This window comes from Prevotella sp. FD3004, from assembly GCF_000746155.1.
Taxonomy (GTDB): Bacteria; Bacteroidota; Bacteroidia; order Bacteroidales; family Bacteroidaceae; genus Prevotella.
Window position 1 is genome coordinate 353,779 of record NZ_KN050819.1, and the last position, 23,882, is coordinate 377,660.

Consider the following 23,882-nt stretch of genomic DNA (forward strand, 5'->3'; position numbering starts at 1 on the left):
AAAACAATAAACAAGATGAAACTGACAATCAAGAAACTTTCCTGTATGGCGTTGCTGGTGGCAATGACCATGATGCAAACATCGTGCGACGAACTGTTGGGCGAAACGGATAACCCAACGCCTCCCGTATCGGACGTCACGCTCGACGAGTCGACGCTCGAGATGGGCTATGCTGGCAAGGCCGTGACGCTCGAGGCCACGGTAAGTCCCAGCGATGCTGAATACGACGATATCACATGGTCATCGTCTGACGAGAGTGTCGCTACGGTAGACGATGAGGGTGTGGTTCATGCCGTGGGCACAGGAACGGCCGTCATCACCGCCAAGGCTGGCGACAAGAAGGCCACATGCGACGTCAGCGTGGTGATCAACCTGGAGACACCGCTCACCTTCGAGGCCGCTGTGGATGGGGCGACCGTCAAGTTTAATAAAAATAGTGGCGATGTCGTTGCTCCTAACGTGGAGTACTCGCTCGATGGCGGCATCACATGGAAGGACGACCTGACAGCGGATGGTGTTACGCTGGCTGCCGCGGGCGACAAGATCTCGTTCCGAGGCACGAACGAGACGTACGGGGCTGATAATTATATCGATTGTTATCGCTTCGAGCTCTCTGCCGAGACATTTGTTTACGGCAACGTGATGAGCCTGATAAACAAGGACAACTACCCCACCAATAAGACGTTGACAGCCGACAATACTTTCATGGGATTGTTCAATGGTCAAGATATGCTGAAGAACAAGGACGCTGATCACCAGATATTCCTGCCCGCCACGACGCTGACAGAATACTGCTATGATAGCATGTTCAGTTTGTGCACAAGCCTGACCACAGCGCCAGAGCTGCCCGCCAAGACGCTGAAAAAATTGTGCTATTATAGCATGTTCTTTGACTGCACAAGCCTGACCACAGCGCCAGAACTGCCTGCCACAACGCTGGCAGAAGAGTGCTATAATTCTATGTTCTCATTCTGCAAGAACCTGACCACAGCGCCAGAAAAACTGCCCGCCACGACGCTGGCAGAAGGGTGCTATGATAACATGTTCAGTTGGTGCGAAAGCCTGACCACAGCGCCAGAACTGCCTGCCACGACGCTGGCAGAAGAGTGCTATGATACTATGTTCTCATTCTGCACAAGCCTGACCACAGCACCAAAACTGCCCGCCACAGAAATGAAGAAAAACTGCTATTCTTGCATGTTCTTGAACTGCGAAAAACTGACCACAGCGCCCGAGCTACCCGCCAAGACGCTGGCAGAAGGGTGCTATCATGGCATGTTCCAGGGCTGTAAGAAATTATCCAGCGTCACCTGTAAGGCTACGGATCTCAGTGCTTCTGGCTGCCTTGCAGACTGGCTCAATGGTGCTGGCACGGATGAATCTGTAACGACAAAGACGATTTATATCAGCAGCGCTTATTCGGCTTATATAGCAGATATGAATAGCAATCTGGCAGGAACAGCTGATGATGCACAGATCAATGCGAATGTGCCCTGGAAAAAAGGCGGTGTAGGCATCCCCGCTGGCTGGACCATCGCCGCCGCAGCAGCAGAATAACCCCGCCACGCAATAAAAACAGCAATCCCCGCTCTAAACGCTCAGGACGGGGATTTTATATTGTTAAGATTTCTCGCTTAAAGTAATACTTAAGACACGGGTGGTCTCGGGGGTGACACGATAACGATGATCGGGCCTATGGCCTACGAGCCAGAGAATGTCGCCATTGGCGTTGACGACGACGAGCGTTCGACGCTTCTCGAGGAGCGACAGCTTGCGATCAGTGAGGTAGTCGCTCACCAGCTTGCGCCCTTCCATGCCCAAGGGACAGAAAGCGTCGCCTTCCTGTACCAGACGGATGGTCAGCGGATACTGAATGTTTGCTGCATCGAGCGTCGCACAATCGGCTGATTTTGAAATCGATACTTCTTCGGATTCCTTGAAAGAGAACAGTTTTTCGCCATTGAAACGGTAATTGCCTGATTCCGGCACTCTGAGCGGCTTCACAGGCTCGGAAACGGGCTCTAAGACGAGCGTACGGCGATCGATGAGCAGGACGTGACTGGGCGACAGGAACTCCCTACCCGGCTCGCCCATCAGTGCAGCCAGTATGCGCTCTATCTGCGAGGCATTGAAGCCATGGGGCGACAGCCACTCGAAGAGGAAAGACTCGGGCGATGGTTGTCGGAGAATTTCATCCGCAGAAATGGTCTGAGAGGCTGAAGAGGCGGTGCTGACGGCATTCTGCATGAATGCATCGTAGACTTTCTCGGCCTCACGGAGATAAGAGGCGGTTTTATCGATGTTTTCGACCGCTTTCGGGTTAAGCTGCTGTAAGAGCGGGATAACCTGCAAGCGAAGCTTGTTGCGCAGCACGATGGATTCGAGGTTTGTAGAATCCGTGACGTAATCCTGAGCGATGGAATCGAGGTATTCGAGCACTTCCTGACGGCTCACGCCCAGCAGCGGGCGCACCACGATGCCGTTCCGGGGACGGATGCCTGTGAGTCCATGAATGCCCGAACCCCGAAGCAGGTTCATCAGGAAGGTCTCGACGGCATCGTCGCGATGATGGGCCACGCACACCGTAGAGGCTCCGATATCCTGACAAAGACGCTCGAAATAGCCATAACGCAGCTCGCGAGCCGCCATCTCGATGCTTACTTGATGAACACGGGCGTATTCGTCTGTGTCAAAATGGATTAAGTGAAGTGGAACATTGAGCGATTCGCAGAGATGCTTCACAAAAGCCTCGTCGCGGTCGCTCTCGGCGCCTCGTAAATGAAAATTACAGTGAGCAGCCTCGACACGATAGCCCAGAGCGATGAGAACGCGCAAGAGCGCCACGCTGTCGGCTCCCCCGCTCAGCGCCACGAGATGGAGCCCTGAGGGGTCGAGAAGCCTGTGCTTCGCGATGAAACCTGCTACTTTTCTCTTCATTTCCAAAAATTATTCTACATAGAGCACCAGGCCCTTGAGGTATTCGCCCTCGGGGTGGTAGATGTTGATGGGATGGTCAGCTGGCTGGTGAAGCTGGTGCAGGATACGGACCTTGCGACCAGCCTGGGCCGCTGCCGTGAAGACGGCATTGCGGAAATGATCCTTCGTGACAACCTGAGAACAGCTGAACGTGAAGAGGATGCCGCCTGGCTGAATCTTCTGGAAAGCCTTGTTGTTAAGGCGGGTATAGCCCTTCAGGGCGTTATGAAGCGCACCGCGATGCTTGGCAAAGGCGGGCGGGTCGAGGATGATCAGGTCGTACTGGTCGCCAGCCTGCTCGAGATACTTGAACGCATCCTCGCAATAGGCCTGGTGGCGCTCGTCGCCCGGGAAGTTGAGCTCGACGTTGCGATTGGTGAGCTCGATGGCCTTGGCGCTGCTGTCGACGGAATGGACGAGGCGGGCGCCGCCACGCATGGCGTAGAACGAGAAGCCGCCCGTGTAGCAGAACATGTTGAGCACGCTCTTGCCCTTGGCGAAACGCTCGAGCAGGGCACGGTTCTCGCGCTGATCGACGAAAAAGCCCGTCTTCTGCCCGCGCAGCCAGTCGACGTAGAACTTCAGGCCGTTCTCGAGGGCCACGTTGTCGTCGCTGCCACCATAGATGAAGCCGTTCTGCATCTCTTCCATGAAGGGCAGCGTGGTCTCGCTCTTATAATAGACGTTCTCGAGGCGCGAACCCATCACGCCGACCAGCTGCTCGGCAATCTGCTTGCGACAGAGATGCATGCCGATGCTGTGAGCCTGCATGACGGCCGTCTTGCCATAGACGTCGATGATGAGTCCGGGCAGGTTGTCGCCCTCGCCGTGAACCAGGCGATAGGTGTTGTTCTGAGGGTTGTCGGCGATGCCGATGGCCTGGCGCATCCTGAGCGCTGACGAGAGGCGCGAAGCCCAGAACCGGGCGTCGATGTCTACGTCGCTGAACGTCAGCACGCGGACAGCGATAGAGCCCTGCTGATAATGGCCCACAGCGATGAAATCGCCGTTGGCGGTTACTACACGCACGATGTCGCCTTCGGCGATGCCTTCGTCAGCATGCTGAATGGCGCCAGAGAACACCCAGGGATGGAATCTCAGCAGACTCTCCTCCTTACCTCGTTTCAGATATATCTGTTTCATCATTCTGTTTTGTTTCTTCTGCTACTACAACAAGTTCGTAATCGCCCGTCTGCTTCAGTCGCAGCATCTCGCGGTAAAGATTCACGCAAGCCCACGCGTCGAGGGCGGCATAGTGCTTCTGAGAGTCCTTCAGCACGTCGCGCTCCCAGTTGGACAGGCGCTCGGCCTTACTGATGCGACCATTGAAGATGTTGGCGTAGAGCTTCACCAGACTCTGGTCTTCGATGCCCAGTTCGCGGGCCATATCCTGAAGGTCGACAAACGTTCCGGGCTCGAACTCGCCCAGCTCGCGGAGCGACATCAGATCGTTGTTCCAGGCCAGGCCAACCTTGGTGACCGTCTTGTCGGAGAGCAGACGAACGATGGCTGGCGAGAGTCCGATGTGATTGAGACGGAACAGAAAGCAGCAGTCGTCGCTCGCAACCTGAAGGAGCGAACACTTGTAATGGACGCCCTTGCGGAAAGACGGACGTGTTTCGGTATCAAATCCAAGAACAGGTTGCGACAGCAGGTAATCGACGCTGCGCTCGGCTTCCTCAGCTGAAAGAACGACTACGGTCTTGCCCGTATACAGCACCCTTCGCAGGCTCGCAATCTTGCTCTTTTCGAACTTATTATATATTAACTTTTTCATTTCTGAGTGCAAAATTACAAAAAAAACTGCGATTTATGATGAAATCTGAGTTTTTTCAACTACTTTTGCAACAAAATATGCAAAAGAACAAGGAAATGGCCAAGAAAAAGAAAACCAGAAACGACAAAAACAGCTCCAGCCTGAGCGGTGTGCTGGGCTTTAAAGATATTTTCCTGAACGAAAGACTGAAATTCGTATTTGGCGTGCTGCTGCTGGCAGTGGCCATCTACATGATGTTTGCCTTCATCTCGTATTTCACCACGGGAGAGGCTGACCAGAGCGTGATTGAAGACCCCAAGGAGGGCGAGCTGCTGAACCGGAATCACGAGTACGCCAACACATGCGGCAGCATGGGAGCCTACATCTCGTGGTACTTCATCAAGCGATGCTTCGGACTGTCGGCCTTCCTGGTGCCCGTGTTCATCTTCCTGCTGAGCATTCATCTCATCAAGGCCTATCGCGTAAACCTGCTGAAATGGTTCCTCTCGCTGATGGTGCTGATGGTGTGGAGCTCGGTGACGTTCGCTAAATTCCTCTCGCCGCTCTTCGTCGACGCAAGCTATAACCCCGGGGGCGACCACGGCATGTTTATCAGCCAATATCTCGAGAACATCATAGGTACGCCGGGACTTTCGGCGCTGCTGGCTCTGGTGGCCATCGCCTTCCTGACCTATCTGAGCGCTGAGACCATCTTCGTGATACGCAAGATTCTGAACCCGTCGAAGTTTATCGACAAGGTGAAGTTCAAGGTAACGAACAACGATCCCGACGAGCCCGTGGAGTCGTATGAGACTCAGATGGACGAGGAGGAAGAGCTGGTTTACGACGACCCCGCCACGCAGACCGTGGAGTTTAAGAGCAACGGCGACGCCGTGGTGATAGACGAGGGTTATCAGAACGAAGACAACAACGTCATCAAATCCAAGAAGCCCGAAAGGCACAGAGTGGCTGACAGCGAGGAGATGATGATGGAGGTTGAGGTGGCCAAGGGCGACGAGGAAGAGGCCGACGCCAACACGCTCGTCGACACAGACAGCATGGAGCCCTACGACCCCAAGCGCGACCTGGAGAATTACAGGTATCCGACGCTCGACCTGCTGAAGAAGTACGACAACGACGGAAAACCCTATATCGACATGGCTGAGCAGACGGCCAACAAGAACCGCATCGTCGAGGTGTTGCGCACCTTCGGCGTCGAGATTGCCAGCATCAAGGCTACCGTGGGGCCTACGATCACGCTCTACGAGATTACGCTGGCGCCTGGCGTGAGAATCTCGAAGGTACGCTCGCTCGAAGACGATATCGCGCTGAGCCTCTCGGCACTGGGCATCCGTATCATCGCGCCTATCCCTGGCAAGGGTACTATCGGTATCGAGGTGCCTAACGCCAAACCGTCGATCGTGTCGATGGAGTCGATCCTGAACTCGAAGAAGTTCCAGGAGAGTCAGATGGAGCTGCCCTGTGCGGTGGGTAAGACGATTACCAACGAGGTGTTCATGTTCGACCTGGCCAAAGCGCCCCACTTGCTTGTGGCTGGTGCCACTGGACAGGGTAAGTCGGTAGGACTGAACGCCATCGTGACCTCTTTATTATATAAGAAGCATCCGAGCGAGCTGAAGATCGTGCTCGTTGACCCCAAGAAGGTGGAGTTCTCGATATACAACCCGCTGATTAACCACTTCTTGGCAAAGGTGCCCGACGAGGATGCCGACCCCATCATCACTGACGTGACGAAGGTGGTGCGCACGCTCAACTCACTATGTAAGCTGATGGATACACGATACGACCTGCTCAAGGAGGTTGGCGCGAGAAACATCAAGGAATACAACAAGAAGTTTATCGAGCGCAGGATTCCGCCTCGCAACGGACACGGATACATGCCGTATATCGTGGTCATCATCGATGAGTTCGGCGACCTGATCATGACGGCAGGAAAGGAGATCGAGCTGCCTATAGCCCGTATCGCACAGCTGGCGCGCGCGGTGGGTATCCACATGGTGATTGCCACTCAGCGACCTACGACGACCATCATTACTGGTAACATCAAGGCTAACTTCCCGGCCCGTATCGCCTTCAAGGTCTCTGCGGGCATCGACTCGAAGACCATCCTCGACCGTACGGGCGCCCAGCAGCTGATAGGTAAGGGCGACATGCTCTACCTGGGCGGCGCAGAGCCTATCCGTGTGCAGTGTGCCTTCGTGGATACGCCAGAGGTGGAGCGCATCAATGAGTTCATCGCCTCGCAGCAGAGCTTCAACATGCCGTTTGAGCTGCCTGAGCCTGATATGCCAGAGGCTGATATGGGCGGCATGGGCGAAAGGGATGTGGACATGCAGCACCTCGATCCGCTGTTTGAGGAAGCTGCCCACCTGATTGTGGTGAACCAGAGCGGAAGCACTTCGCTGATTCAGCGTAAGTTCGCTATCGGATACAACCGCGCAGGACGACTGATGGATCAGCTGGAGAAGGCTGGCGTCGTGGGCGCAGCGATGGGCTCGAAACCGCGTGAGGTGATGATTCAGGACGAGAACAGTCTGAACAACCTGCTCAACGCACTGAGGTGAAAAGTAAAAAGCTAAAAAGGTAAAAAGAATAAGGATAATGAAAACAAACATGATCAAGATGGCAGTGATGGCGCTACTCGCCATTCACTGTTCACTATTCACTGCAACGGCTCAGACAGCTAAGAGCGTTCTCGACAAGGCTGCCGCAAGCATCACGGTAAAAGAAGGCGTAAAGGCAAACTTCAGAATGTCGGGCACGCACGGAATGACAAACGGCTCGATCGCTATCAAAGGAAAGAAGTTCTACGCCACAACGCCACAGGCCACCATATGGTTTGACGGAAAGACCCAGTGGACCTATATGAAGAATAACGACGAGGTGAACATCAGCACGCCAACAGAGGCACAGCTGCAGGCTATCAACCCCTACAACTTCATCAACCTCTATAAGAAGGGCTACAACTATACCTTGAACAAGTCGGGAAAGGACTATGTGGTGCATCTTACTGCGGCGACTGCTGACAAGAAAATCAAAGAACTGTTTATCAGCGTCAACAAAACGACGTATCAGCCTACTCAAGTAAAGATGCTACAGGGAAAGAAGTGGACCATCTTCGACATCACAAACCTGAAGAAGCAGGCTATCAGCGACAGCCAGTTCCGCTTCAACTCGAAAGATTTCCCACAGGCAGAAGTTATTGATCTCAGATAATACCCCTCTTCGACAATATGAACAGATTCCAACTATACAAGTTACTCCGTAAGAACACAACCCTGAGTTATAAGCGCAGTCCGGCATTCGAACAGAACAAGTGGGCCAAGGCCATTATCTATGTGGGCGGCGCCTTTTTCGCCATCTATCTCATTATGTACGGAACGCTGATCGGTATGACCGCAGAAGGCGATGTTGGCACGATGATAGCAGCCATGACCCTTGTGATGCCTATCGACTTCATGCTGAGATTCATCGTTCAGACCACTCCGGGCATGATGGTGAAACCGTATATCCTGCAGCCTATCTCGCGCTATACGGCCATCGAGTGCTTCCTCATATCTGAGCATGTGAGTGCCTACAACCTGTTGTGGTTGGCGATGTTCATCCCCTACTCTGTCATCATCCTGGTGGGCGGAGCTGGCTTCGGACCTATGCTGCTCGAACTGCTGACTGTAGAGCTGCTGATTATCTTCAACAGTCAGATCTATCTCTTCTTCCGCACGCTCATCAATCGCAACGTGCTGTGGTTCATCCCTGCTGCCGCATTCTATGCGCTGCCCTTCAGTCCTGCGCTGATCACGATGAACAAGAAGGTGATCAACAAAATGATCGATACCTATATTGAGGTTGGCACAAGCTGGTACTTCATCCTCATCGTTCTGGCGCTGATTGTCGCGCTGTTCTTCATCAACCGCTGGTTCCAGTTCAAATATGTCTACGAGGAGATTTCGAAGAAGGAGGAGCGCAAACTGAAGCACGTATCGCAGTTCAGCTTCCTGAACCGTTTCGGCATCGTGGGAGAATACCTGAAGATTGAACTGAAGTCGAACATGCGCAACAAGACCATGCGCTCGCGTTGTATCATCAGTCTGACGGTGGTGATCTTCTTCTCGCTGATCATTGCCTATACAGAAATCTATAACGGGGAACTGGCGCTGAACTTCTGGGGTATGTACTGCTTTGCTATCTACGGCATCACGGTCTTGGTGAAGATTATGGGTCAGGAGGGCAACTATATCGACTTGCTGATGACACATCGCGAAAACATCATCGCTGTGCTCGAGGCTAAGTACTGGTTCTATACCGCCGTACTCGTCATCCCATTCCTCATCATGCTGCCTGCCGTGTTTACTGGCAAATACAGCGTGCTGATGCTGCTGGCATATATGCTGATGACTGCAGGACTGCTCCACTTCATCATCTTCCAGTTGGCTGTCTACAACAAACAGACGCTGCCGCTTCAGCAGAAGATGACGGCCAAAGGAAACTTCGAGAACGGCAGACAGCTGGCTATCGAACTGACGGCACTCATCGGACCTATCGTGTTGACGAGCATAGGACTCTATACCATCGGGATGACGAACACTTATCTCGTCATGATTGGCATCGGAGGCGCCTTCGTCGCAACACATAAATTATGGATCAGAAACATCTATAAGCGCATGATGGAGCGCAGATATGAGAACTTAGAAGGTTTCCACGGCACAAGACAATAACTTTTTTGAAGAAAATCGCCAAAAAGTTTGGTGGAATCAAAAAAAGTGCGTACCTTTGCACCCGCAAAACAAAAATGATGCACCCGTAGCTCAGTTGGTAGAGCACCTGACTCTTAATCAGGGTGTCCAGAGTTCGAGCCTCTGCGGGTGTACAAAAGGGAGGAAAGAAACCTCCTTTCATCATGAAAAGGGATGCACCCGTAGCTCAGTTGGTAGAGCACCTGACTCTTAATCAGGGTGTCCAGAGTTCGAGCCTCTGCGGGTGTACAAAGAGTTAGAGAGAGATGAGTTTTAAAAAGACTTGTCTCTCTATTTTTTTACTAAATTATCAAAACCGTATGATTAACAAGAAACTGAAGGCTGCCGCAATTCTTATGATTATTCACGGCGCTATGATTGAAGCGATTCCTTCGCTGCTGATGATGCCCTCTATCGCCTCAGGCCTTGGCGGGACAGAAATGCCCCCTATCTTTGCCATCGACTTCTTTAAGGACAATCTGATGCTGATGATGCCTATGGCCGTTATGTTTGGTATCACAAGGGTTATTGGCGCGATGGGCGTACTGAAAAACAGAATGTGGGGATTCTACCTCTCTGTGATAAACTGTGTGATAACCATGAACCTGATGCTGTTCATGATTCCTGCAGGAATAGCAGACGGAATCCTGGCCTGCTCGGCACTGATACTGTTGCTGATAGGATACTTCGGAAAGCAGACCATCAGATAATACAAAAAAAACAGAGGCATCCCCAAAAGGAATGCCTCTATTTCAATAACAACAATAACCTTATTATATTGTGATTCTTACTTGTTGAGACCACGATTGTTGATGGTGGCGTTCAGCAGACGAAGGTAAGTGTGCATCTGATCCTCATCGAGTACACGACGCATGCTCTTAACATCGTTCTTGATAGCCTTCTCAACCATTGAGTCGCGATCGCTGTTACCATAGTGAGCAGCAAACATCAGCTCTGAAGCGAAAGTCTTGTGAATGTTCTCTACAGCGTCCTTCTGGAAACCGTCCAGCTTCAGGGTCTGAGCGAGCTTGTCGCAATTAATGTTCAACTCGTAAGCCTCTGCGTTCTTAACCTCGGCTACTTTCTCGTCCTCAGCAAATGCGGTTGTCATACTCAGCATTGCTACCATTGTCAAAATCATCTTTTTCATCTTTTTACCTTTCTTTCTTTACTCGGAACGGTGTGTCGAGCCGCCCTACTTTAATAATTAATTTGTTATCCTTATGTCTTTTGACGGTGCAAAGGTACAACGATTTTTGATACTGAACAAACAATTTGTGAGTTTGTGTGCGAACACAGCCTTTTTATTGATACAAATCAAATATCCTATATCATTAGTTTTTTTTAATCAAATTCAAATAAACCTTTGGTAATTACAAATAAAAGTGTTACCTTTGCACGGTTTTAAATAACAACTTATAATCAACCAACATAGAATAACTTTATTATTTATGAAAAAAATCATTACCTGCCTATTATTGGCTAGTACAGTTGCCGCCTCGGCACAAATCGCCCGTTTCTCGGGCAAGTCAGCTTTGGAAGAAATTACGGAAGACAAGTTCTTGGCTGCTGGTAACATGGTCGACTACGACCGTCTGCCCAAAGGCAAGCTGACACCTACCCCTAAAGGTTACGAACCTTATTATTTCTCACACTACGGTCGTCATGGAGCACGCTATCTGCTCGAAGAGAACGATTATGCCATGCCCGTACAGACGCTGCGCAAAGCAAAGTTCGCAGGCAAGCTGACACCTCTGGGTGACAAGGTGCTGGCAAAACTAGACTCAATGCAGAAGACTACAAAGGATCGTCTGGGTGACCTGACGGCTGTTGGTCAGCGTCAGCATCACGGCATCGCCAAGCGTATGACTCAGAACTTCCCAGAGATTTTCAAGAGTCCCAACCTGCCCATACATTCTGTATCTACAACCTCTATCCGCGCTATCATCTCGATGATGGCAGAGTGTGAGGAGTTTCAGGCTGCCAACCCTTCGGCTCGTATCTACAACGATGCCAGCAAGGCTGATATGTTCTATATGAACTATTCGCCCTCACGTCAAGGTGGCGGCGGTGGCGGTATGCCTCAGATGAACGTCATGAGGGCTATGCAGAAGCAGCAGGCCATGAGCGACAGCCTGAAGCATCCAGAACGCCTGATGGAGCAGCTCTTCAACGATCAGCACTGGGTATATCTGAATGTACAGACGGGATCGCTGATGAGTAAGATCGCTGATGTTGCACTCAACATGCAAAGCCATGATGGCGACGACTCGCTGCTGGAACTGTTTACTCCTGAAGAGTTGCGCGACTTGTGGCGCAGCAACAACCTCTATTGGTATATTCTCTACAGCAACGCGCCTCAGACGGGACACAAGATGCCCTGGAACCAGAAGAACTTGCTGAAGAACATTATCGAGACTGCTGACACCGTAACCCAGGTTCAGGCTTCGCTCAGATTCGGACATGATACCGTCGTGCTGCCTCTGGCTTGTATGCTCGACCTCGACGGAAGCGCTGTATCAGTAGACAATCTCGACGAGCTCGAGAATTCGTTCCGTAACTACTATCTGATTCCTACTGGCAGCAACGTACAGTTTATCTTCTATCGCCCCAAGAAAGATAAGGATGGCGAAAAGCTGGTGAAGGTATTGCTGAACGAGCGCGAAGCAAAGCTACCACTCGAGACCGACAACTGGCCCTACTACAAATGGTCGGACGTTCGCGAATATTATCTGGCACTATTAAACAAGTAAGGTATAGCCCTTCGATAAAAGAAAGAGAGCAGCCCTCGTCGGGACTGCTCTCTTTTCTGTTTAACAAATAGGGGAACTCCTATCGACATATAGGGAATACCCTTAGGCTGTGTTATGAAGAACCAATACCTTTGCAGTAGTAATAAAACAAACAGTGAAAGTATGAAACAGCTATTTGCAACTCTACTCATGATGCTCTTCGCATCAACCGTCTCAGCCAGTCAGGTTGGCGTCTACTGCATGATGGCCGCTGAGGGAACGGAAGTCTATTCCGACAATAATATCCGACTGAAGATTGTACTGACAACAGACGGCACAGCCCTCCTCGAAATCTCGAACCTTACCAGCAAGATCATCTACGTAGACCGAGGCCGTTCGTTCTCATGGGTCAACGGCATGTCGAGACCTCTGGATATTTCGCCCTTCTACGAGAACCGTCTACAGGCCATAGCTCCTCACGGCACCACACCAATCTATGTATGGGAACATCTGCCACTATTGCTTAATCCTGATATGATATATATAGGTAAACCCAGCGAATGGTTCTCAAAGCGCTGTAAGGGTAAGTTTCTGGATACAGGGAGGAAGTTCACCAAGGGGACCAAACGTCGCTACACTCGTAACAGAACTCCATTGTTGCTGGGAGCCGACATACAATATAGTTTCAAGGAACTTGGCGAGCCTGAGACCAGAGCTACGGTGTCTGACTATGTAGAGACCATCAGAATCGACTCACGCAACTATGTGAGCAAGTATGGCCGACTGCAACAGACCAATATGTTCTCAAAGCCCTGCTTTGCCTTTCGCAGCGGCAAGTCCACGGGTACGATTCTTGGCGAATGCTTAAGCGTTGCCGCAGTAGCGGGAGTGGTTCTTATCTGTACCGCAGCTACACCAGATGAACCTGATTTTGATTGGTAAACGATAAAAGAAAGAGATTTCAGCGAAAAAAAGAGGTCTAAAATTTGCATGTACCAAATAAAATGAGTACTTTTGCACCCGCTAAAGGTGATCGCCGATATGGCTCAGTTGGTAGAGCAACGCATTCGTAATGCGTGGGTCCCCGGTTCGAGTCCGGGTATCGGCTCATAAGGAATAATCAGAAACTTTATTTATTGCGGAATTAGCACATCGGTAGTGCACGGGCTTCCCAAGCCTGGGAGGCGGGTTCGATTCCCGTATTCCGCTCTTCCGAGGGTGGCTCGATTCATCCACAATGTAAAGAAAGCATGCTTAAAAAAGCGCCTCTCTGTCTGCTCAATCTAGAGAAACAGAGAGGCGTTTTTATGGTGTTTGGGAGTTTCCTTACGACTAACTGGGAGTTTCCTTACGACTAACTGGGAGTTTCCTTACGACTAACTAGCAGTTTCCTTACGACTAACTGGCAGTTTAGACGTCACAAACCTAGTGTTTGGATAGGACCTTCTAGTCGTCTGTTTACAAAGATGGCATTATCTCGAGTCGCTTTGCAGCAATGTTTTACCACGAGGGGGCACCATCCACTTTGGCTGATTGCCATCATTATCTCAGTCGGAGGCCTTCGCCAACAAATATCTGATGATCGGGCTCCAAATGGTTCAGCTTATAAAGGCTCTTCAGGCGGATGCCATACTTCTGGGAGATAGAGTACATGGACTCGCCAGGCTGAACATAATGCAGACGCCCCTTATAATCCTTGGGCGCTTTCTTCTGCTTCTTCTTCAACCAGATAATCTCACCCTCTTCAAGTTGGTCCTTCCTGTTTCGCTCGTTGTATCTGGCTATCTTACGATAGCTGATGCCTATTTCCTGACCTATAGCCTTAAAAGTGTCACCACGACGAGCTACAAGATAGTAGTTCTTGTTGAAGATACGAATGATATGCAGACTGGCACCATTAATCTGCTGATCCTTGGTGCGCTGCGACATAAACTTATCGTAGCCCTTGGCATTATCGTACTGGTCGAGCTTGTAAAGCTGGATTATCTCTATCAGTTTATTGGCATACTGAGGATTGGTAGCATAGCCTGCGGCTTTCAAACCTCGCGCCCACCCTTTATAATCGGTGACGCCCAACTGGAACAGCTGACTATAGCGGCGACTGCCTGCAAGGAAACGGGAATGATCCTCGTAAGACTCATAGGCTGAGCTATAGGCTCGAAAACACTCGCCACGAGCATCATCGTCATGATAGCTGGTTGGCCCCGTCCAATCATTATGACACTTAATTCCAAAGTGGTTGTTAGCCTTACGGGTAAGCTCACTACGCCCCGCCCCACTCTCAAGAAGACCTTGAGCCAGCGTAATAGAAGCAGGAATCTTATATCGCTGCATCTGCTCGATGGCGATATCCTTATATTGGTCGATATATTGCTGATAAGCCTGATTCCATCGCACCTGGGCAGAAGCGCCCAAGGCCAAGAATAAAGCAGTAGTTATAAAAAATTTCCTCATAGACCTGATATTTCTCTGCAAAAGTAGTGATTTCTCTTGAATTATTCGTAAATTTGCCGAAAAATAACGATTTTTATGAAGGAACTCGAACTGAAATCAGTCATCAAAGTCTGCCAGATGGAGGAATTGACTCAAGAAGAGCAGCATTTGATTGAGCTGGCCATTGAAGGCACAAACCGCAGCTATGCCCCCTACTCAAAGTTTCACGTTGGCGCTGGTGTCAGACTTGACAACGGTGTGGAGATTATAGGATGTAATCAGGAAAATGCTGCTTATCCCTCGGGACTTTGTGCTGAGCGTACGGCGTTGTTTGCCGCAGGCGCCCAATATCCAGACGTTCCTGTAAGAATGCTGGCGATTGCCGCTCGAGGAACAAATGGGAAGTTAGTAGAAGAGCCTGTTGGTCCTTGTGGAAGTTGTCGCCAGGTGATTATCGAGTCGGAAACGCGTGCAGGAGGCCCTATCCGCATCTTACTCTACGGGCAGAAGCACATCTATGTGATTGATGGAATCAGAAAACTGATGCCGCTCACATTCTCTGAGTTCTAATAGCATCCTAATCCTACAGCTGGCGATTGAGGCAAGAGATGGAAATCGTAATACAGATTATCTTCGTCGATTGTCACAAAATGTTTCGTACCTTGTATAGAGTCGCTGGATGATTCCCAGATAATCTGCTCGTAATGCTCCGCGTCTTCTACCTTTGGCGTACGAAGCAGACTATTACTGAAATGATAGACAAACGGCGTATCATCGTTTTTCTGAGAGCCCAGCACCACATCATCTTCATAACCTGTGATGATACTCGCTTCACAAGCGAAACGACGTAAAGGCGAATCTTGATTTGAAAGGAAAAGTGCTGCACCTCGATTGGCAGAGAAAGGATAGAACTGACCAATAGTACAGCTTTTAATATCTACCTCACCACCCGATATCGACAAACAAGGTCCTAAGGTGTTTGTGAGCTGACATCTCTCCAGAAGTGCACGAGTATGTTTCAACTCTACTCCTGAGCCCTTACAGTTATGGACCACACACTGCATCATTATAAGATGGGTGGTGTCATCTACAACTTCAGAATCACAGACGATACCGTTTTCAGAATTACGGATTTCGGTATTAATCAGTATATTGTCTGTGGAAGAGGCATAAAGACGAACTCCCTTCCACTGACCGCTAACACGATCATAAGGCAGATAAGAGAACATACGGTCGAGGCGATCACCTCGCATCAGACAGTTCTCTGTGTTCAGACTGCCATAGACCTCTAAACCCGAATCATCGTGAAAATAAAGCGTAGTATTTCGAATGGTAAGTTTGACGCCTTCCATCACTTTCATATCGCCATATATAATATAAGGTACGCGAGAATCAATTACAGAATCTCTCGTAATGACTGGCGAATAGAGCTTCACGGCATCCCAAGTCCAGGCCCTTAAAGCCACTTTCTGCTCTACACCACTCTCCAAGTCAAACAACAAATCGTCTTCTACCAAAGTCGGCTCCTCGCGAAAAGCCTCTGGTGCCGTCAGTTCCACGAAAACAAGGATACTGTCATTCCTGCGAATCTCAACATCGCTGGTCTGCGAACCATTGGCATTATCAAGATAGACGCCATCGACATTCACACGATAGCCAGACTGATTGCCTCGCTTCAAACGTACAGCCTGCAAACGGAGCCCATCATTATTGCGATTATACACCCAGAAAGAGTATGTTGAAGAAGGGGTACGGCTGAAAACGGTGTCGAGTTTCAGGGTATCAACCGAGAAAGACAACTTGAGTGATGAGCTTGTAGAAAACGAGTCTTCGTCTGCACAAGCCACAAGCAGTAGGATAATCAGAAAATAAAAAATCCGTCTCATCGTATAGATAAAACGGATTCGCTATAGAATTATTGTATGACTACTTACCGAAATAGCGCTTCAGCAGGCCAGCAAAGCCAGCACCATGACGGGCTTCATCCTTAGCCATCTCATGAACGGTATCGTGAATGGCATCAAAGCCAGCAGCCTTAGCGTTCTTGGCAATACGAAACTTGTCCTCACAAGCACCAGCTTCAGCAGCAGCACGCTTCTCGAGATTAGTCTTAGTATCCCATACACATTCGCCCAGCAACTCTGCAAAACGAGATGCATGGTCAGCCTCCTCAAACGCATAACGCTTGAAAGCCTCGGCAATCTCAGGATAGCCCTCACGGTCAGCCTGACGAGCCATAGCCAGATACATACCAACCTCGCCGCACTCGCCATTGAAATGGTTGCGAAGATCGTCTATCATCTCCTGTGACACACCCTCAGGCTTACCATCACCAATACGATGAACGGTAGCATATGTGGTTTCACCATCTTCCTTCAGTTCTGAAAACTTTGAAGCAGGAGCTTTACAAATTGGGCACTTCTCGGGAGCAGCATCGCCTTCATAGATATATCCACAAACGGCGCAAATAAACTTTTTCTTCATAATCGTATTTGTTTAGTTAATAAATAAAACCTCATAAATTCTGTTTGCAAATATACAATAAAAAAATGAATTCCACAAGTATTTTGTAGAATTCATTCTTATTTATACGATGTCTAAACTTACTTCTTACGATATCTGTTTAACAGAGGTACTTCTTCACAGAGAGCGTCAGCCAGAAGATTGGCAACAACCTTTGCACCATATTTATTATAGTGCGTGTTGTCCTGTTTGCCTTGCGGTTCTGAAGGTTCTTCACCTGGGCGGAACCACATGTGAAGTTTCTTTGACGCTTCAGTACCCAGTCCTTGCTCAAGATCATGGGTTATCTGATTTGCATCGATGAAATGGCAATTCATACGTTGAGCTACAATCTTTGGAGCAATACGATAAAGTCCATGAGTATCAATAAGCGAATCGCCCTCAATCATCTTAGTACCATCCAGAAAAGTTGAAGTGCGAAGTATCTCGTCATCATCATTTTCTGGAGCCTTTACGAAAAAGTTACGGCGAACCACACTATTCATGAGAACTGGAATACCACCCTTTTCACGCGTTTCTCTCACATACCTGGCCAGATTGTCGTCGAAGGTAGAACCAGGATCCGTATGACGATCAGCTTTCGGCTTCTCATCGTTGTGACCAAATTGGATGATGACATAGTCACCAGGTTTGATGCGTTCGAGCACTTTATCCCATCGTCCTTCTTCAAGGAAACTCTTTGAAGAGCGACCATTCACAGCATGGTTATCTACAACGATATAATCGGAATCGAAACAATCTTGAAGCATCATCGCCCACCCCCGTTCCACTTTTCCACCCGTAGTATCCTTATTAGCTGCGGTGGAATCGCCTATCACGAAGATGGTTGTGCTCTTGTCTTTAGTTGCCGCTGTCAAGCCACATACAATACAAGTCAATATGATGACGCTCTTAAGAGACCTCACTGCTTTACAATATCGATAAGCTGTTCTGCATCAACAAGTTGCTGATCGCCAGTCAACATATTCTTCAATGTAAGTTTTCCATCCTTTATCTCGTTCTCACCAGCCAGCGCAACGAAAGGTATCTGCTTGGCATTAGCATACGACATCTGCTTCTTCATCTTCGATGAATCGGGGAAAATCTCCGTACGGATACCTGCAGCACGAGCCTTAGCCACAGCGGGGAGGCAATAAGCCGTTTCCTTCTCACCAAAATTGATAAACAGGAGCTGCGTACCATTAACGGCATCCTTAGGATATGCATCGAGCGCATTAAGTACATCGAAGATACGGTCAATACCGAACGAGATACCAACACCAGAGATGCCAGGCATTCCGAAGATACCAGTCAGGTTATCATAGCGGCCACCGCCAAGGATAGAGCCCATGGGAACATCAAGCGCCTTAACCTCGAAAATAGCGCCCGTATAGTAATTCAAACCACGGGCCAATGTGAGGTCAAGCTGAATTTCATTATTCAAGCCCAATGTCTTCAGTGTATCAAGGATATAACGAAGCTCATCTACACCCTTCAGACCTACCTCGCTAGAGGCAAGCACCTCAGCAATAGTGTTCAGTTTCTCATCGTTACTCCCTTCAAGGGTGATGATTGGCTGAAGCTTAGCAATCTGATCATCGGAAAGGCCATCCTCACGAAGCTCAGCATTCACATTATCGAGTCCGATTTTATCGAGTTTATCGATAGCTACGGTAATATCCACAATCTTCTCTGCAGCACCGATGACTTCGGCTATTCCTGTAAGAATCTTACGGTTGTTGATCTTTATCTGAACACGAACACCAAAACGGGTGAATACGGTATCTACAATCTGCATGAGCTCTACCTCATTCAAAAGAGAATCAGAGCCAACAATATCACCATCAAACTGCCAGAACTCGCGATAGCGTCCCTTCTGAGGACGGTCTGCGCGCCACACAGGCTGCATCTGATAACGTTTGAATGGAAGTTGCAATTCTTCGCGGTGCATCACCACATAACGTGCGAAAGGAACAGTAAGGTCATAACGAAGTCCCTTTTCACAAAGTTTAGCCGCCAAGTGAAGAGCATGACGTTCCTTCAGTTCCTCATCGGACACCTTAGAAAGATAATCACCACTGTTAAGTACTTTGAAAAGCAACTTATCCCCTTCCTCGCCATACTTACCCATCAGCGTACCGAGAGTTTCCATTGCGGGGGTCTCTATCTGCTGAAAGCCATAGAGCTGATAGGCCTGCTTGATGGTGTCAAAAATATAATTGCGCTTAGCCATCTCCATTGGAGAGAAGTCGCGCGTTCCTTTAGGAATACTTGGTTTCTGTGCCATTTATTACTTTCTTACAATTGTCTGGTCGCGGTCAGGACCGATAGAGATAATCTTAATAGGAGTCTCGAGCTCTTTCTCAAGGAAAGCAATGTAGTCGCTGAACTCTTTCGGGAACTGATCCTCAGAAGTGAACTTGGTCATGTCAGTCTTCCATCCTGGCAGTTCCTTATAGACAGGTTCGATACCCTCCTCGATGTTATAAGGGAAATAATCGATTTCAACGCCGTTCTGCTTATAGGCTACGCAGGCCTTAATGGTATCAAAGCCATCAAGTACGTCGCTTTTCATCATAATAAGCTGGGTAACGCCATTCACCATAATAGAATATTTCAGTGCAACAAGATCAATCCATCCGCAACGGCGCTCACGACCTGTAACAGCACCATACTCATGACCGAGATCACGGATCTTCTTTCCTGTTTCATCAAACAGCTCTGTGGGGAAAGGACCAGCACCAACACGTGTGCAGTAAGCTTTCATAATACCAAATACATCCCCAATTTTGTTGGGACCAATACCCAGACCTGTGCATGCTCCAGCACAAATGGTGTTTGAAGAAGTTACGAAAGGATAGCTACCGAAGTCGACATCGAGCATAGTACCCTGAGCTCCTTCGCAAAGTACGCTCTTACCACTCTTCAGGATGTTGTTAATTTCATGCTCTGAGTCAACAATGGGGAACTGGCGGAGATACTCAACACCCTCAAGCCATTTTTTCTCGACTTCAGTGATATCATATTCAAAATTAAGCGACTTCAGAATAGCCTCATGACGCGCCTTTGCCTTAGCATATTTTTCTTCGAAGTTGTCGAGAATATCACCAACACGCAGACCGTTACGACTTATCTTATCAGTATAGGTAGGACCAATGCCTTTACCAGTAGTACCAACCTTATCCTTACCCTTCTGAGCCTCATAAGCAGCATCGAGTACACGATGGGTAGGCATGATAAGATGTGCCTTTTTAGAAATATGCAGACGTGAATGCAAATCGTGACCACTTGCCTCCAGTGCCTTAGCCTCATCCATAAAGAGGTCTGGGGCCAAAACGACGCCATTACCGATAATGTTCACCTTTCCTCCTTGGAAAATACCAGAAGGAATAGAGCGCAGCACATATTTCTGCCCCTCAAACTCCAGCGTATGACCAGCATTAGGACCACCCTGGAAACGGGCAACCACATCGTACTTCGGGGTCAGAACATCGACCACCTTACCTTTTCCTTCGTCGCCCCACTGCAATCCGAGCAGGACATCTACCTTACCTTTGTTCATAACTATTTTTTGTTCTGTTTTAAATGTTCCTGTTTTTCTAACTTCTCTAACTTGGCGCGCTTCTTCATCTTCGACTGACAAGAGCTGCAAACACCATATACATATAATGTAAAGCCATCCTTGCGGAATCGCTTGAGATGCATACTATCTACCGCACGAATGATCTCCTGAGACTTAACCTCAGTTACATTTCCGCACATCGTACATATCTGATGGCAATGACTGCTATTGTCATAGCAGGCTTCATACTTGGTTGTTCCCTGAAAACGGTGTCTTGTGACCAAGCGCAACTCAAGAAACAGATTAAGCGTATTATATAACGTAGCACGACTGACAGGAAAATTAGATTCCTGCAGATAATCATTCAGTTCCTCTATTGTGAAATGCCCGTTAATACCATAGATGGTTCTCAGAATCTTGTAGCGCTCAGATGTCTTGCGATGATGATTCATCTCAAGATAATTGTCAAGAATACGCTCTACAGCGGCAATTACATTATCTCTGTTTCCCTTAATAGCCATCTGATTTCCTTGAAAACCGCACAAAGGTACTCATTTTCAGTCAGAAGAAAGAGAGTTTATTTATAAAAAATCTAAATTAGCTCGTTTTATTGCACTTTTTGCAATTCTTTCGTATACTAATCCAAGTTCTGCGAATCTCTGAACGGCAGACAGCGCTGCTTTCTTAACAGGAATGCTACTACCCTGAAGAGCCGCCAATGCCTGATCGATGAATTCATTTATGCCACGTTCATTGGGCTCTTGGCCATTCATAAAAAGTCGAGAAAGGATATGGAAACCACACAACTGATACAGTTCTTTCTCTGAAGCCATCCACGTATATGCCTTAGCTGGAGCATAAGGCAAATACTGATAGAGGTTGAAAGCCGCCTGTTCGGCAATCTCCTGGGTCGGAGTCTGTTCCATCCAAATATCAACGACCTCCGACAACATACGATCTGCTGGCATAATCATGGTGGCCAATATCTTACATTCGCGTACATTTTCTTTCCACAGAGCAATAGCCAAATCGTAATTCTTACCGATTTCATCAGCTTTTTCCCGAAGTCGTGGCAGGGTTGCTCCCCAATTGAGTTTATAGTCAAGGCCTTTATCACGCATTGACTTTGCAACCGCTCCATCCATCATCAGACGAAACGATTGTTTGATTTCCTTTATTGTTGTATTAATATCCATCTGACATTGTTTATATTAAGGTACCATACTCTGTGCTATAACGAAGCATCTGATGGGTATAGCTCTCACCGTAGTCCAACTGAATATCACAGATATTCCCGTTTTCATCGTATACAGGCAACATCTGAGGATTAATGAAACCTTTATACGGCGCTAGCCCCAGTTTCTTATAGCGTTCCAAAACCTCCTGATGCAGTTCGGGATCAACCTTCACGGCATAATGCTCCACCAACTGACGAGCGGCTTCAAAGTCACCTTCGCTCTTGATACGCTGAATTTCAGCCAACAAACAAGCAAAGAGACGACGGAGTTCTTCAAAATCAACGATTTCAACATAGGTCTTTCCGTCGCGTTTCTTCAGACGTACAACATCACTGTTCTCATAACACCAATGAGCGATCAAGGCACGATTACGCATGTGAGCCTCTTCTATCTGATTACCGGGAGTGATACGAATCAGCTGTGTCATCAAGCCATTCATCATATAAGTATAATATTGCGACTTATACGCCTCCTCATCGGGCGTCAGACCAAGCTCCACCAGTTTCTTGTCTGCAATATAGTACAAGCCGAAAAGGTCTGCTCTCGCCTCTTCTATCGTGTTGCCATAGGCCTTCAACGCATCAGGATCAACGCCAGGAAGCAGTTGTCCGCTCCCGTGTCCTAAACATTCATGCAGATCGGTATGCAGGTCATCGCAAACGTCACCATATTTATCTATTAGGCTAAGCATCTCAGCATCGATGACAAACTCCTCTTTAAAGCCATTACCATGAGCGGCTTTATTATAAGCATCAGTGATATTGCTGATGGTAATACTCTTACTGCCGTATTCAGCCCGTATCCAGTCAGCATTAGGCAGATTGATGCCGATAGCCGTTGACGGATATTCATCACCACCGAGCATAGCAGCGCAAATAACATTGGCCGACACACCCTTTACAACAGGTTTGCGGAAACGGGCATCGACAGGTGAATGATCCTCAAACCACTGGGCATTATTACTGATGGTTCTGGTGCGATGAGTCGCCTCTTCGTCGATATATTCAACAAGACCTTCCCATGAGCCCTTTAATCCCAGCGGATCACCATACACTTCGATGAAACCATTGATAAAATCAATCGTGGAATCATGGTCTTTCAACCATTCAATGCAATATTCATTAAAAGTTTGCAAATCGCCTGTCTTATAATAGCTTATAAGTATAGAAATAACATCCCTCTGTTGTTCGTTCTCCGCTACAGATAGTGCTTTTTCAAGCCAATATACAATATGGCGAATAGCATTAGCATATCTGCCATTAGCCGACCACGCCAACTCCTTTATTTCATCATTCTCCTTAACCAATGTTGAATTCAAACCATAAGAAGAAGGTGTCTTTGAATCAGCCTGTTCCTGTTTCATCCGCTCATAGAAAGCCTCAGCCTCCTGTTGCGTAACACCACCATCATAAAAATGACAGGCCGAAGTCAATATCAAATCTTCACCATCAGTTTTATTGACCCGTTTAGGAAGCACCGTTTCATCAAAGATGACAGGGAATAACTCTTCACACATCTCATCAATACTCTCCCCTTCTTTCAAAGGGAGTTTACGGGCATCTACACACCGTATAGCGTTATGAAGATACGCTGCGCTGAATCCTGGTCTGAACTTCTCGCACCCATAATGATGATAGATGCCGCTTGAAAACCAAACACGCTTCAGATATATCTCTAAAGCGCGGAACTCATCGGTATCATGTGGAATGGTAAGATCACAATAAACCACTTCAAGCAACTTCCTTATGCGGAGATTATACTTACCAAACTGATCGAAAGTGATATCTCTTCCATACAAAGTTGCCTGAGATAAATAATAAACTAAGACTTTCTGCTGAACAGAAAGTCTTTCAAAGCCGTTCAAACGGTATCTGAGCAACTGCAAATCAGCAAATCGCTCATCCTGATAATTAAAACCCACGCGACAAT

Annotated in this window: 21 protein-coding genes and 4 tRNA genes; 12 read left to right on the forward strand and 13 right to left on the reverse strand. The window is 48.4% G+C overall.

What is annotated here, in order from left to right:
• Positions 1-1,557, forward strand: a 1,557-nt coding sequence (locus T325_RS12430; RefSeq protein WP_369794043.1) for an Ig-like domain-containing protein, incomplete at its 5' end; no start/stop codon positions are given.
• Between the two features lie 63 nt (positions 1,558-1,620).
• On the opposite strand, the gene tilS is transcribed toward T325_RS12430, so the two are convergent.
• The 3 genes from tilS to T325_RS08500 form a co-directional block, all read right to left on the reverse strand.
• Complete coding sequence (tilS, locus tag T325_RS08490; RefSeq protein ID WP_231622212.1) at positions 1,621-2,871, reverse strand: tRNA lysidine(34) synthetase TilS; 1,251 nt, start codon at positions 2,869-2,871, stop codon at positions 1,621-1,623.
• Between the two features lie 75 nt (positions 2,872-2,946).
• Positions 2,947-4,122 carry a class I SAM-dependent rRNA methyltransferase gene (locus tag T325_RS08495; RefSeq protein WP_036912456.1) on the reverse strand — a complete coding sequence of 392 codons (1,176 nt, stop codon included), beginning with the start codon at positions 4,120-4,122 and terminating at the stop codon, positions 2,947-2,949.
• Positions 4,091-4,753 carry a 3'-5' exonuclease gene (locus T325_RS08500; RefSeq protein WP_036912458.1) on the reverse strand — a complete coding sequence of 221 codons (663 nt, stop codon included), beginning with the start codon at positions 4,751-4,753 and terminating at the stop codon, positions 4,091-4,093. Before T325_RS08500 ends, T325_RS08495 begins: the two co-directional genes overlap by 32 nt.
• Before the next feature lie 95 nt (positions 4,754-4,848).
• Here T325_RS08500 and T325_RS08505 point away from each other — a divergent pair, with 95 nt between their 5' ends.
• The 6 genes from T325_RS08505 (at position 4,849) to T325_RS08530 (ending at position 10,196) form a co-directional block, all read left to right on the forward strand.
• On the forward strand, positions 4,849-7,317 hold the full coding sequence (locus T325_RS08505; RefSeq protein ID WP_036913596.1) for an FtsK/SpoIIIE family DNA translocase: 2,469 nt from the start codon (positions 4,849-4,851) through the stop codon (positions 7,315-7,317).
• 37 nt (positions 7,318-7,354) lie between these two features.
• Positions 7,355-7,969 (forward strand): outer membrane lipoprotein periplasmic chaperone LolA1, encoded by a 615-nt coding sequence (locus tag T325_RS08510; RefSeq protein ID WP_051949801.1) that lies wholly within the window; start codon positions 7,355-7,357, stop codon positions 7,967-7,969.
• Between the two features lie 17 nt (positions 7,970-7,986).
• Positions 7,987-9,468 carry a DUF5687 family protein gene (locus T325_RS08515; RefSeq protein WP_036912464.1) on the forward strand — a complete coding sequence of 494 codons (1,482 nt, stop codon included), beginning with the start codon at positions 7,987-7,989 and terminating at the stop codon, positions 9,466-9,468.
• A gap of 79 nt (positions 9,469-9,547) precedes the next feature.
• Positions 9,548-9,620 (forward strand) — tRNA-Lys (locus T325_RS08520).
• Positions 9,621-9,662: 42 nt separating this feature from the next.
• Positions 9,663-9,735: transfer RNA gene (locus T325_RS08525), tRNA-Lys, on the forward strand.
• Between the two features lie 71 nt (positions 9,736-9,806).
• The gene (locus T325_RS08530) at positions 9,807-10,196 is read left to right on the forward strand and encodes a hypothetical protein (protein WP_051949803.1); all 390 of its coding nucleotides are present in this window, start codon (positions 9,807-9,809) and stop codon (positions 10,194-10,196) included.
• A gap of 77 nt (positions 10,197-10,273) precedes the next feature.
• Here the strand turns inward: T325_RS08530 and T325_RS08535 are convergent, their stop codons facing one another.
• The gene (locus T325_RS08535; RefSeq protein WP_036912466.1) at positions 10,274-10,636 is read right to left on the reverse strand and encodes a hypothetical protein; all 363 of its coding nucleotides are present in this window, start codon (positions 10,634-10,636) and stop codon (positions 10,274-10,276) included.
• A gap of 301 nt (positions 10,637-10,937) precedes the next feature.
• On the opposite strand from T325_RS08535, the gene T325_RS08540 reads away from it, so the two are divergent.
• From T325_RS08540 to T325_RS08555, 4 genes are all read left to right on the forward strand, one after another.
• Positions 10,938-12,239: a histidine-type phosphatase gene (locus tag T325_RS08540; RefSeq protein ID WP_036912469.1), complete on the forward strand. Its 1,302-nt coding sequence runs from the start codon at positions 10,938-10,940 to the stop codon at positions 12,237-12,239.
• Between the two features lie 162 nt (positions 12,240-12,401).
• Positions 12,402-13,160: a hypothetical protein gene (locus T325_RS08545; protein ID WP_036912473.1), complete on the forward strand. Its 759-nt coding sequence runs from the start codon at positions 12,402-12,404 to the stop codon at positions 13,158-13,160.
• Positions 13,161-13,253: 93 nt separating this feature from the next.
• Positions 13,254-13,326, forward strand: a tRNA-Thr gene (locus T325_RS08550).
• A 30-nt stretch (positions 13,327-13,356) separates the two neighbouring features.
• Positions 13,357-13,427: transfer RNA gene (locus tag T325_RS08555), tRNA-Gly, on the forward strand.
• A gap of 333 nt (positions 13,428-13,760) precedes the next feature.
• Here the strand turns inward: T325_RS08555 and T325_RS08560 are convergent.
• Positions 13,761-14,672, reverse strand: a complete 912-nt coding sequence (locus T325_RS08560) for a glucosaminidase domain-containing protein (RefSeq protein ID WP_036912474.1) — start codon at positions 14,670-14,672, stop codon at positions 13,761-13,763.
• Between the two features lie 75 nt (positions 14,673-14,747).
• Here T325_RS08560 and T325_RS08565 point away from each other — a divergent pair, with 75 nt between their 5' ends.
• Positions 14,748-15,221 carry a cytidine deaminase gene (locus T325_RS08565; RefSeq protein WP_036912477.1) on the forward strand — a complete coding sequence of 158 codons (474 nt, stop codon included), beginning with the start codon at positions 14,748-14,750 and terminating at the stop codon, positions 15,219-15,221.
• Here the strand turns inward: T325_RS08565 and T325_RS08570 are convergent.
• The 8 genes from T325_RS08570 to T325_RS08605 all read right to left on the reverse strand — a co-directional run bounded on the left by T325_RS08570 (position 15,218) and on the right by T325_RS08605 (position 23,874).
• Positions 15,218-16,537: a right-handed parallel beta-helix repeat-containing protein gene (locus T325_RS08570; protein ID WP_156097666.1), complete on the reverse strand. Its 1,320-nt coding sequence runs from the start codon at positions 16,535-16,537 to the stop codon at positions 15,218-15,220. The two genes, T325_RS08565 and T325_RS08570, sit on opposite strands and share 4 nt — an antisense overlap.
• A gap of 40 nt (positions 16,538-16,577) precedes the next feature.
• Positions 16,578-17,135 carry an NADH peroxidase gene (locus tag T325_RS08575; RefSeq protein ID WP_036912480.1) on the reverse strand — a complete coding sequence of 186 codons (558 nt, stop codon included), beginning with the start codon at positions 17,133-17,135 and terminating at the stop codon, positions 16,578-16,580.
• A 119-nt stretch (positions 17,136-17,254) separates the two neighbouring features.
• Entirely contained in the window at positions 17,255-18,079 is an 825-nt protein-coding gene (locus T325_RS08580; RefSeq protein WP_231622213.1) for a rhamnogalacturonan acetylesterase, read from the reverse strand.
• Positions 18,076-19,440: a histidine--tRNA ligase gene (gene hisS / locus T325_RS08585; protein ID WP_036912485.1), complete on the reverse strand. Its 1,365-nt coding sequence runs from the start codon at positions 19,438-19,440 to the stop codon at positions 18,076-18,078. Before hisS ends, T325_RS08580 begins: the two co-directional genes overlap by 4 nt.
• A gap of 3 nt (positions 19,441-19,443) precedes the next feature.
• A complete protein-coding gene (locus tag T325_RS08590) occupies positions 19,444-20,715 on the reverse strand; it encodes an adenylosuccinate synthase (RefSeq protein WP_036912488.1) in 1,272 nt (423 codons plus the stop codon).
• A gap of 2 nt (positions 20,716-20,717) precedes the next feature.
• On the reverse strand, positions 20,718-21,236 hold the full coding sequence (locus tag T325_RS08595) for a Fur family transcriptional regulator (protein WP_036912490.1): 519 nt from the start codon (positions 21,234-21,236) through the stop codon (positions 20,718-20,720).
• Between the two features lie 60 nt (positions 21,237-21,296).
• Complete coding sequence (locus tag T325_RS08600) at positions 21,297-21,911, reverse strand: DNA alkylation repair protein (protein WP_036912493.1); 615 nt, start codon at positions 21,909-21,911, stop codon at positions 21,297-21,299.
• Between the two features lie 10 nt (positions 21,912-21,921).
• Positions 21,922-23,874, reverse strand: coding sequence for a dipeptidyl-peptidase 3 family protein (locus T325_RS08605; RefSeq protein ID WP_036912496.1), 1,953 nt, complete (start codon positions 23,872-23,874; stop codon positions 21,922-21,924).
• Between the last annotated feature and the right edge of the window lie 8 nt (positions 23,875-23,882).

Bases quoted from the DNA above. Each gene is read 5' to 3' on its own strand.
- hisS (WP_036912485.1), bottom strand. From the start codon at position 19,440: ATGGCACAGAAACCAAGTATTCCTAAAGGAACGCGCGACTTCTCTCCA.
- T325_RS08600 (WP_036912493.1), bottom strand. From the start codon at position 21,911: ATGGATATTAATACAACAATAAAGGAAATCAAACAATCGTTTCGTCTG.
- T325_RS08500 (WP_036912458.1), bottom strand. From the start codon at position 4,753: ATGAAAAAGTTAATATATAATAAGTTCGAAAAGAGCAAGATTGCGAGC.
- T325_RS08545 (WP_036912473.1), top strand. From the start codon at position 12,402: ATGAAACAGCTATTTGCAACTCTACTCATGATGCTCTTCGCATCAACC.
- T325_RS08590 (WP_036912488.1), bottom strand. From the start codon at position 20,715: ATGAACAAAGGTAAGGTAGATGTCCTGCTCGGATTGCAGTGGGGCGAC.
- T325_RS08505 (WP_036913596.1), top strand. From the start codon at position 4,849: ATGGCCAAGAAAAAGAAAACCAGAAACGACAAAAACAGCTCCAGCCTG.
- T325_RS08540 (WP_036912469.1), top strand. From the start codon at position 10,938: ATGAAAAAAATCATTACCTGCCTATTATTGGCTAGTACAGTTGCCGCC.
- T325_RS08515 (WP_036912464.1), top strand. From the start codon at position 7,987: ATGAACAGATTCCAACTATACAAGTTACTCCGTAAGAACACAACCCTG.
- T325_RS08565 (WP_036912477.1), top strand. From the start codon at position 14,748: ATGAAGGAACTCGAACTGAAATCAGTCATCAAAGTCTGCCAGATGGAG.
- T325_RS08595 (WP_036912490.1), bottom strand. From the start codon at position 21,236: ATGGCTATTAAGGGAAACAGAGATAATGTAATTGCCGCTGTAGAGCGT.
- T325_RS08570 (WP_156097666.1), bottom strand. From the start codon at position 16,537: ATGAGACGGATTTTTTATTTTCTGATTATCCTACTGCTTGTGGCTTGT.
- T325_RS08560 (WP_036912474.1), bottom strand. From the start codon at position 14,672: ATGAGGAAATTTTTTATAACTACTGCTTTATTCTTGGCCTTGGGCGCT.
- T325_RS08535 (WP_036912466.1), bottom strand. From the start codon at position 10,636: ATGAAAAAGATGATTTTGACAATGGTAGCAATGCTGAGTATGACAACC.
- T325_RS08530 (WP_051949803.1), top strand. From the start codon at position 9,807: ATGATTAACAAGAAACTGAAGGCTGCCGCAATTCTTATGATTATTCAC.
- T325_RS08495 (WP_036912456.1), bottom strand. From the start codon at position 4,122: ATGATGAAACAGATATATCTGAAACGAGGTAAGGAGGAGAGTCTGCTG.
- T325_RS08510 (WP_051949801.1), top strand. From the start codon at position 7,355: ATGAAAACAAACATGATCAAGATGGCAGTGATGGCGCTACTCGCCATT.
- T325_RS08575 (WP_036912480.1), bottom strand. From the start codon at position 17,135: ATGAAGAAAAAGTTTATTTGCGCCGTTTGTGGATATATCTATGAAGGC.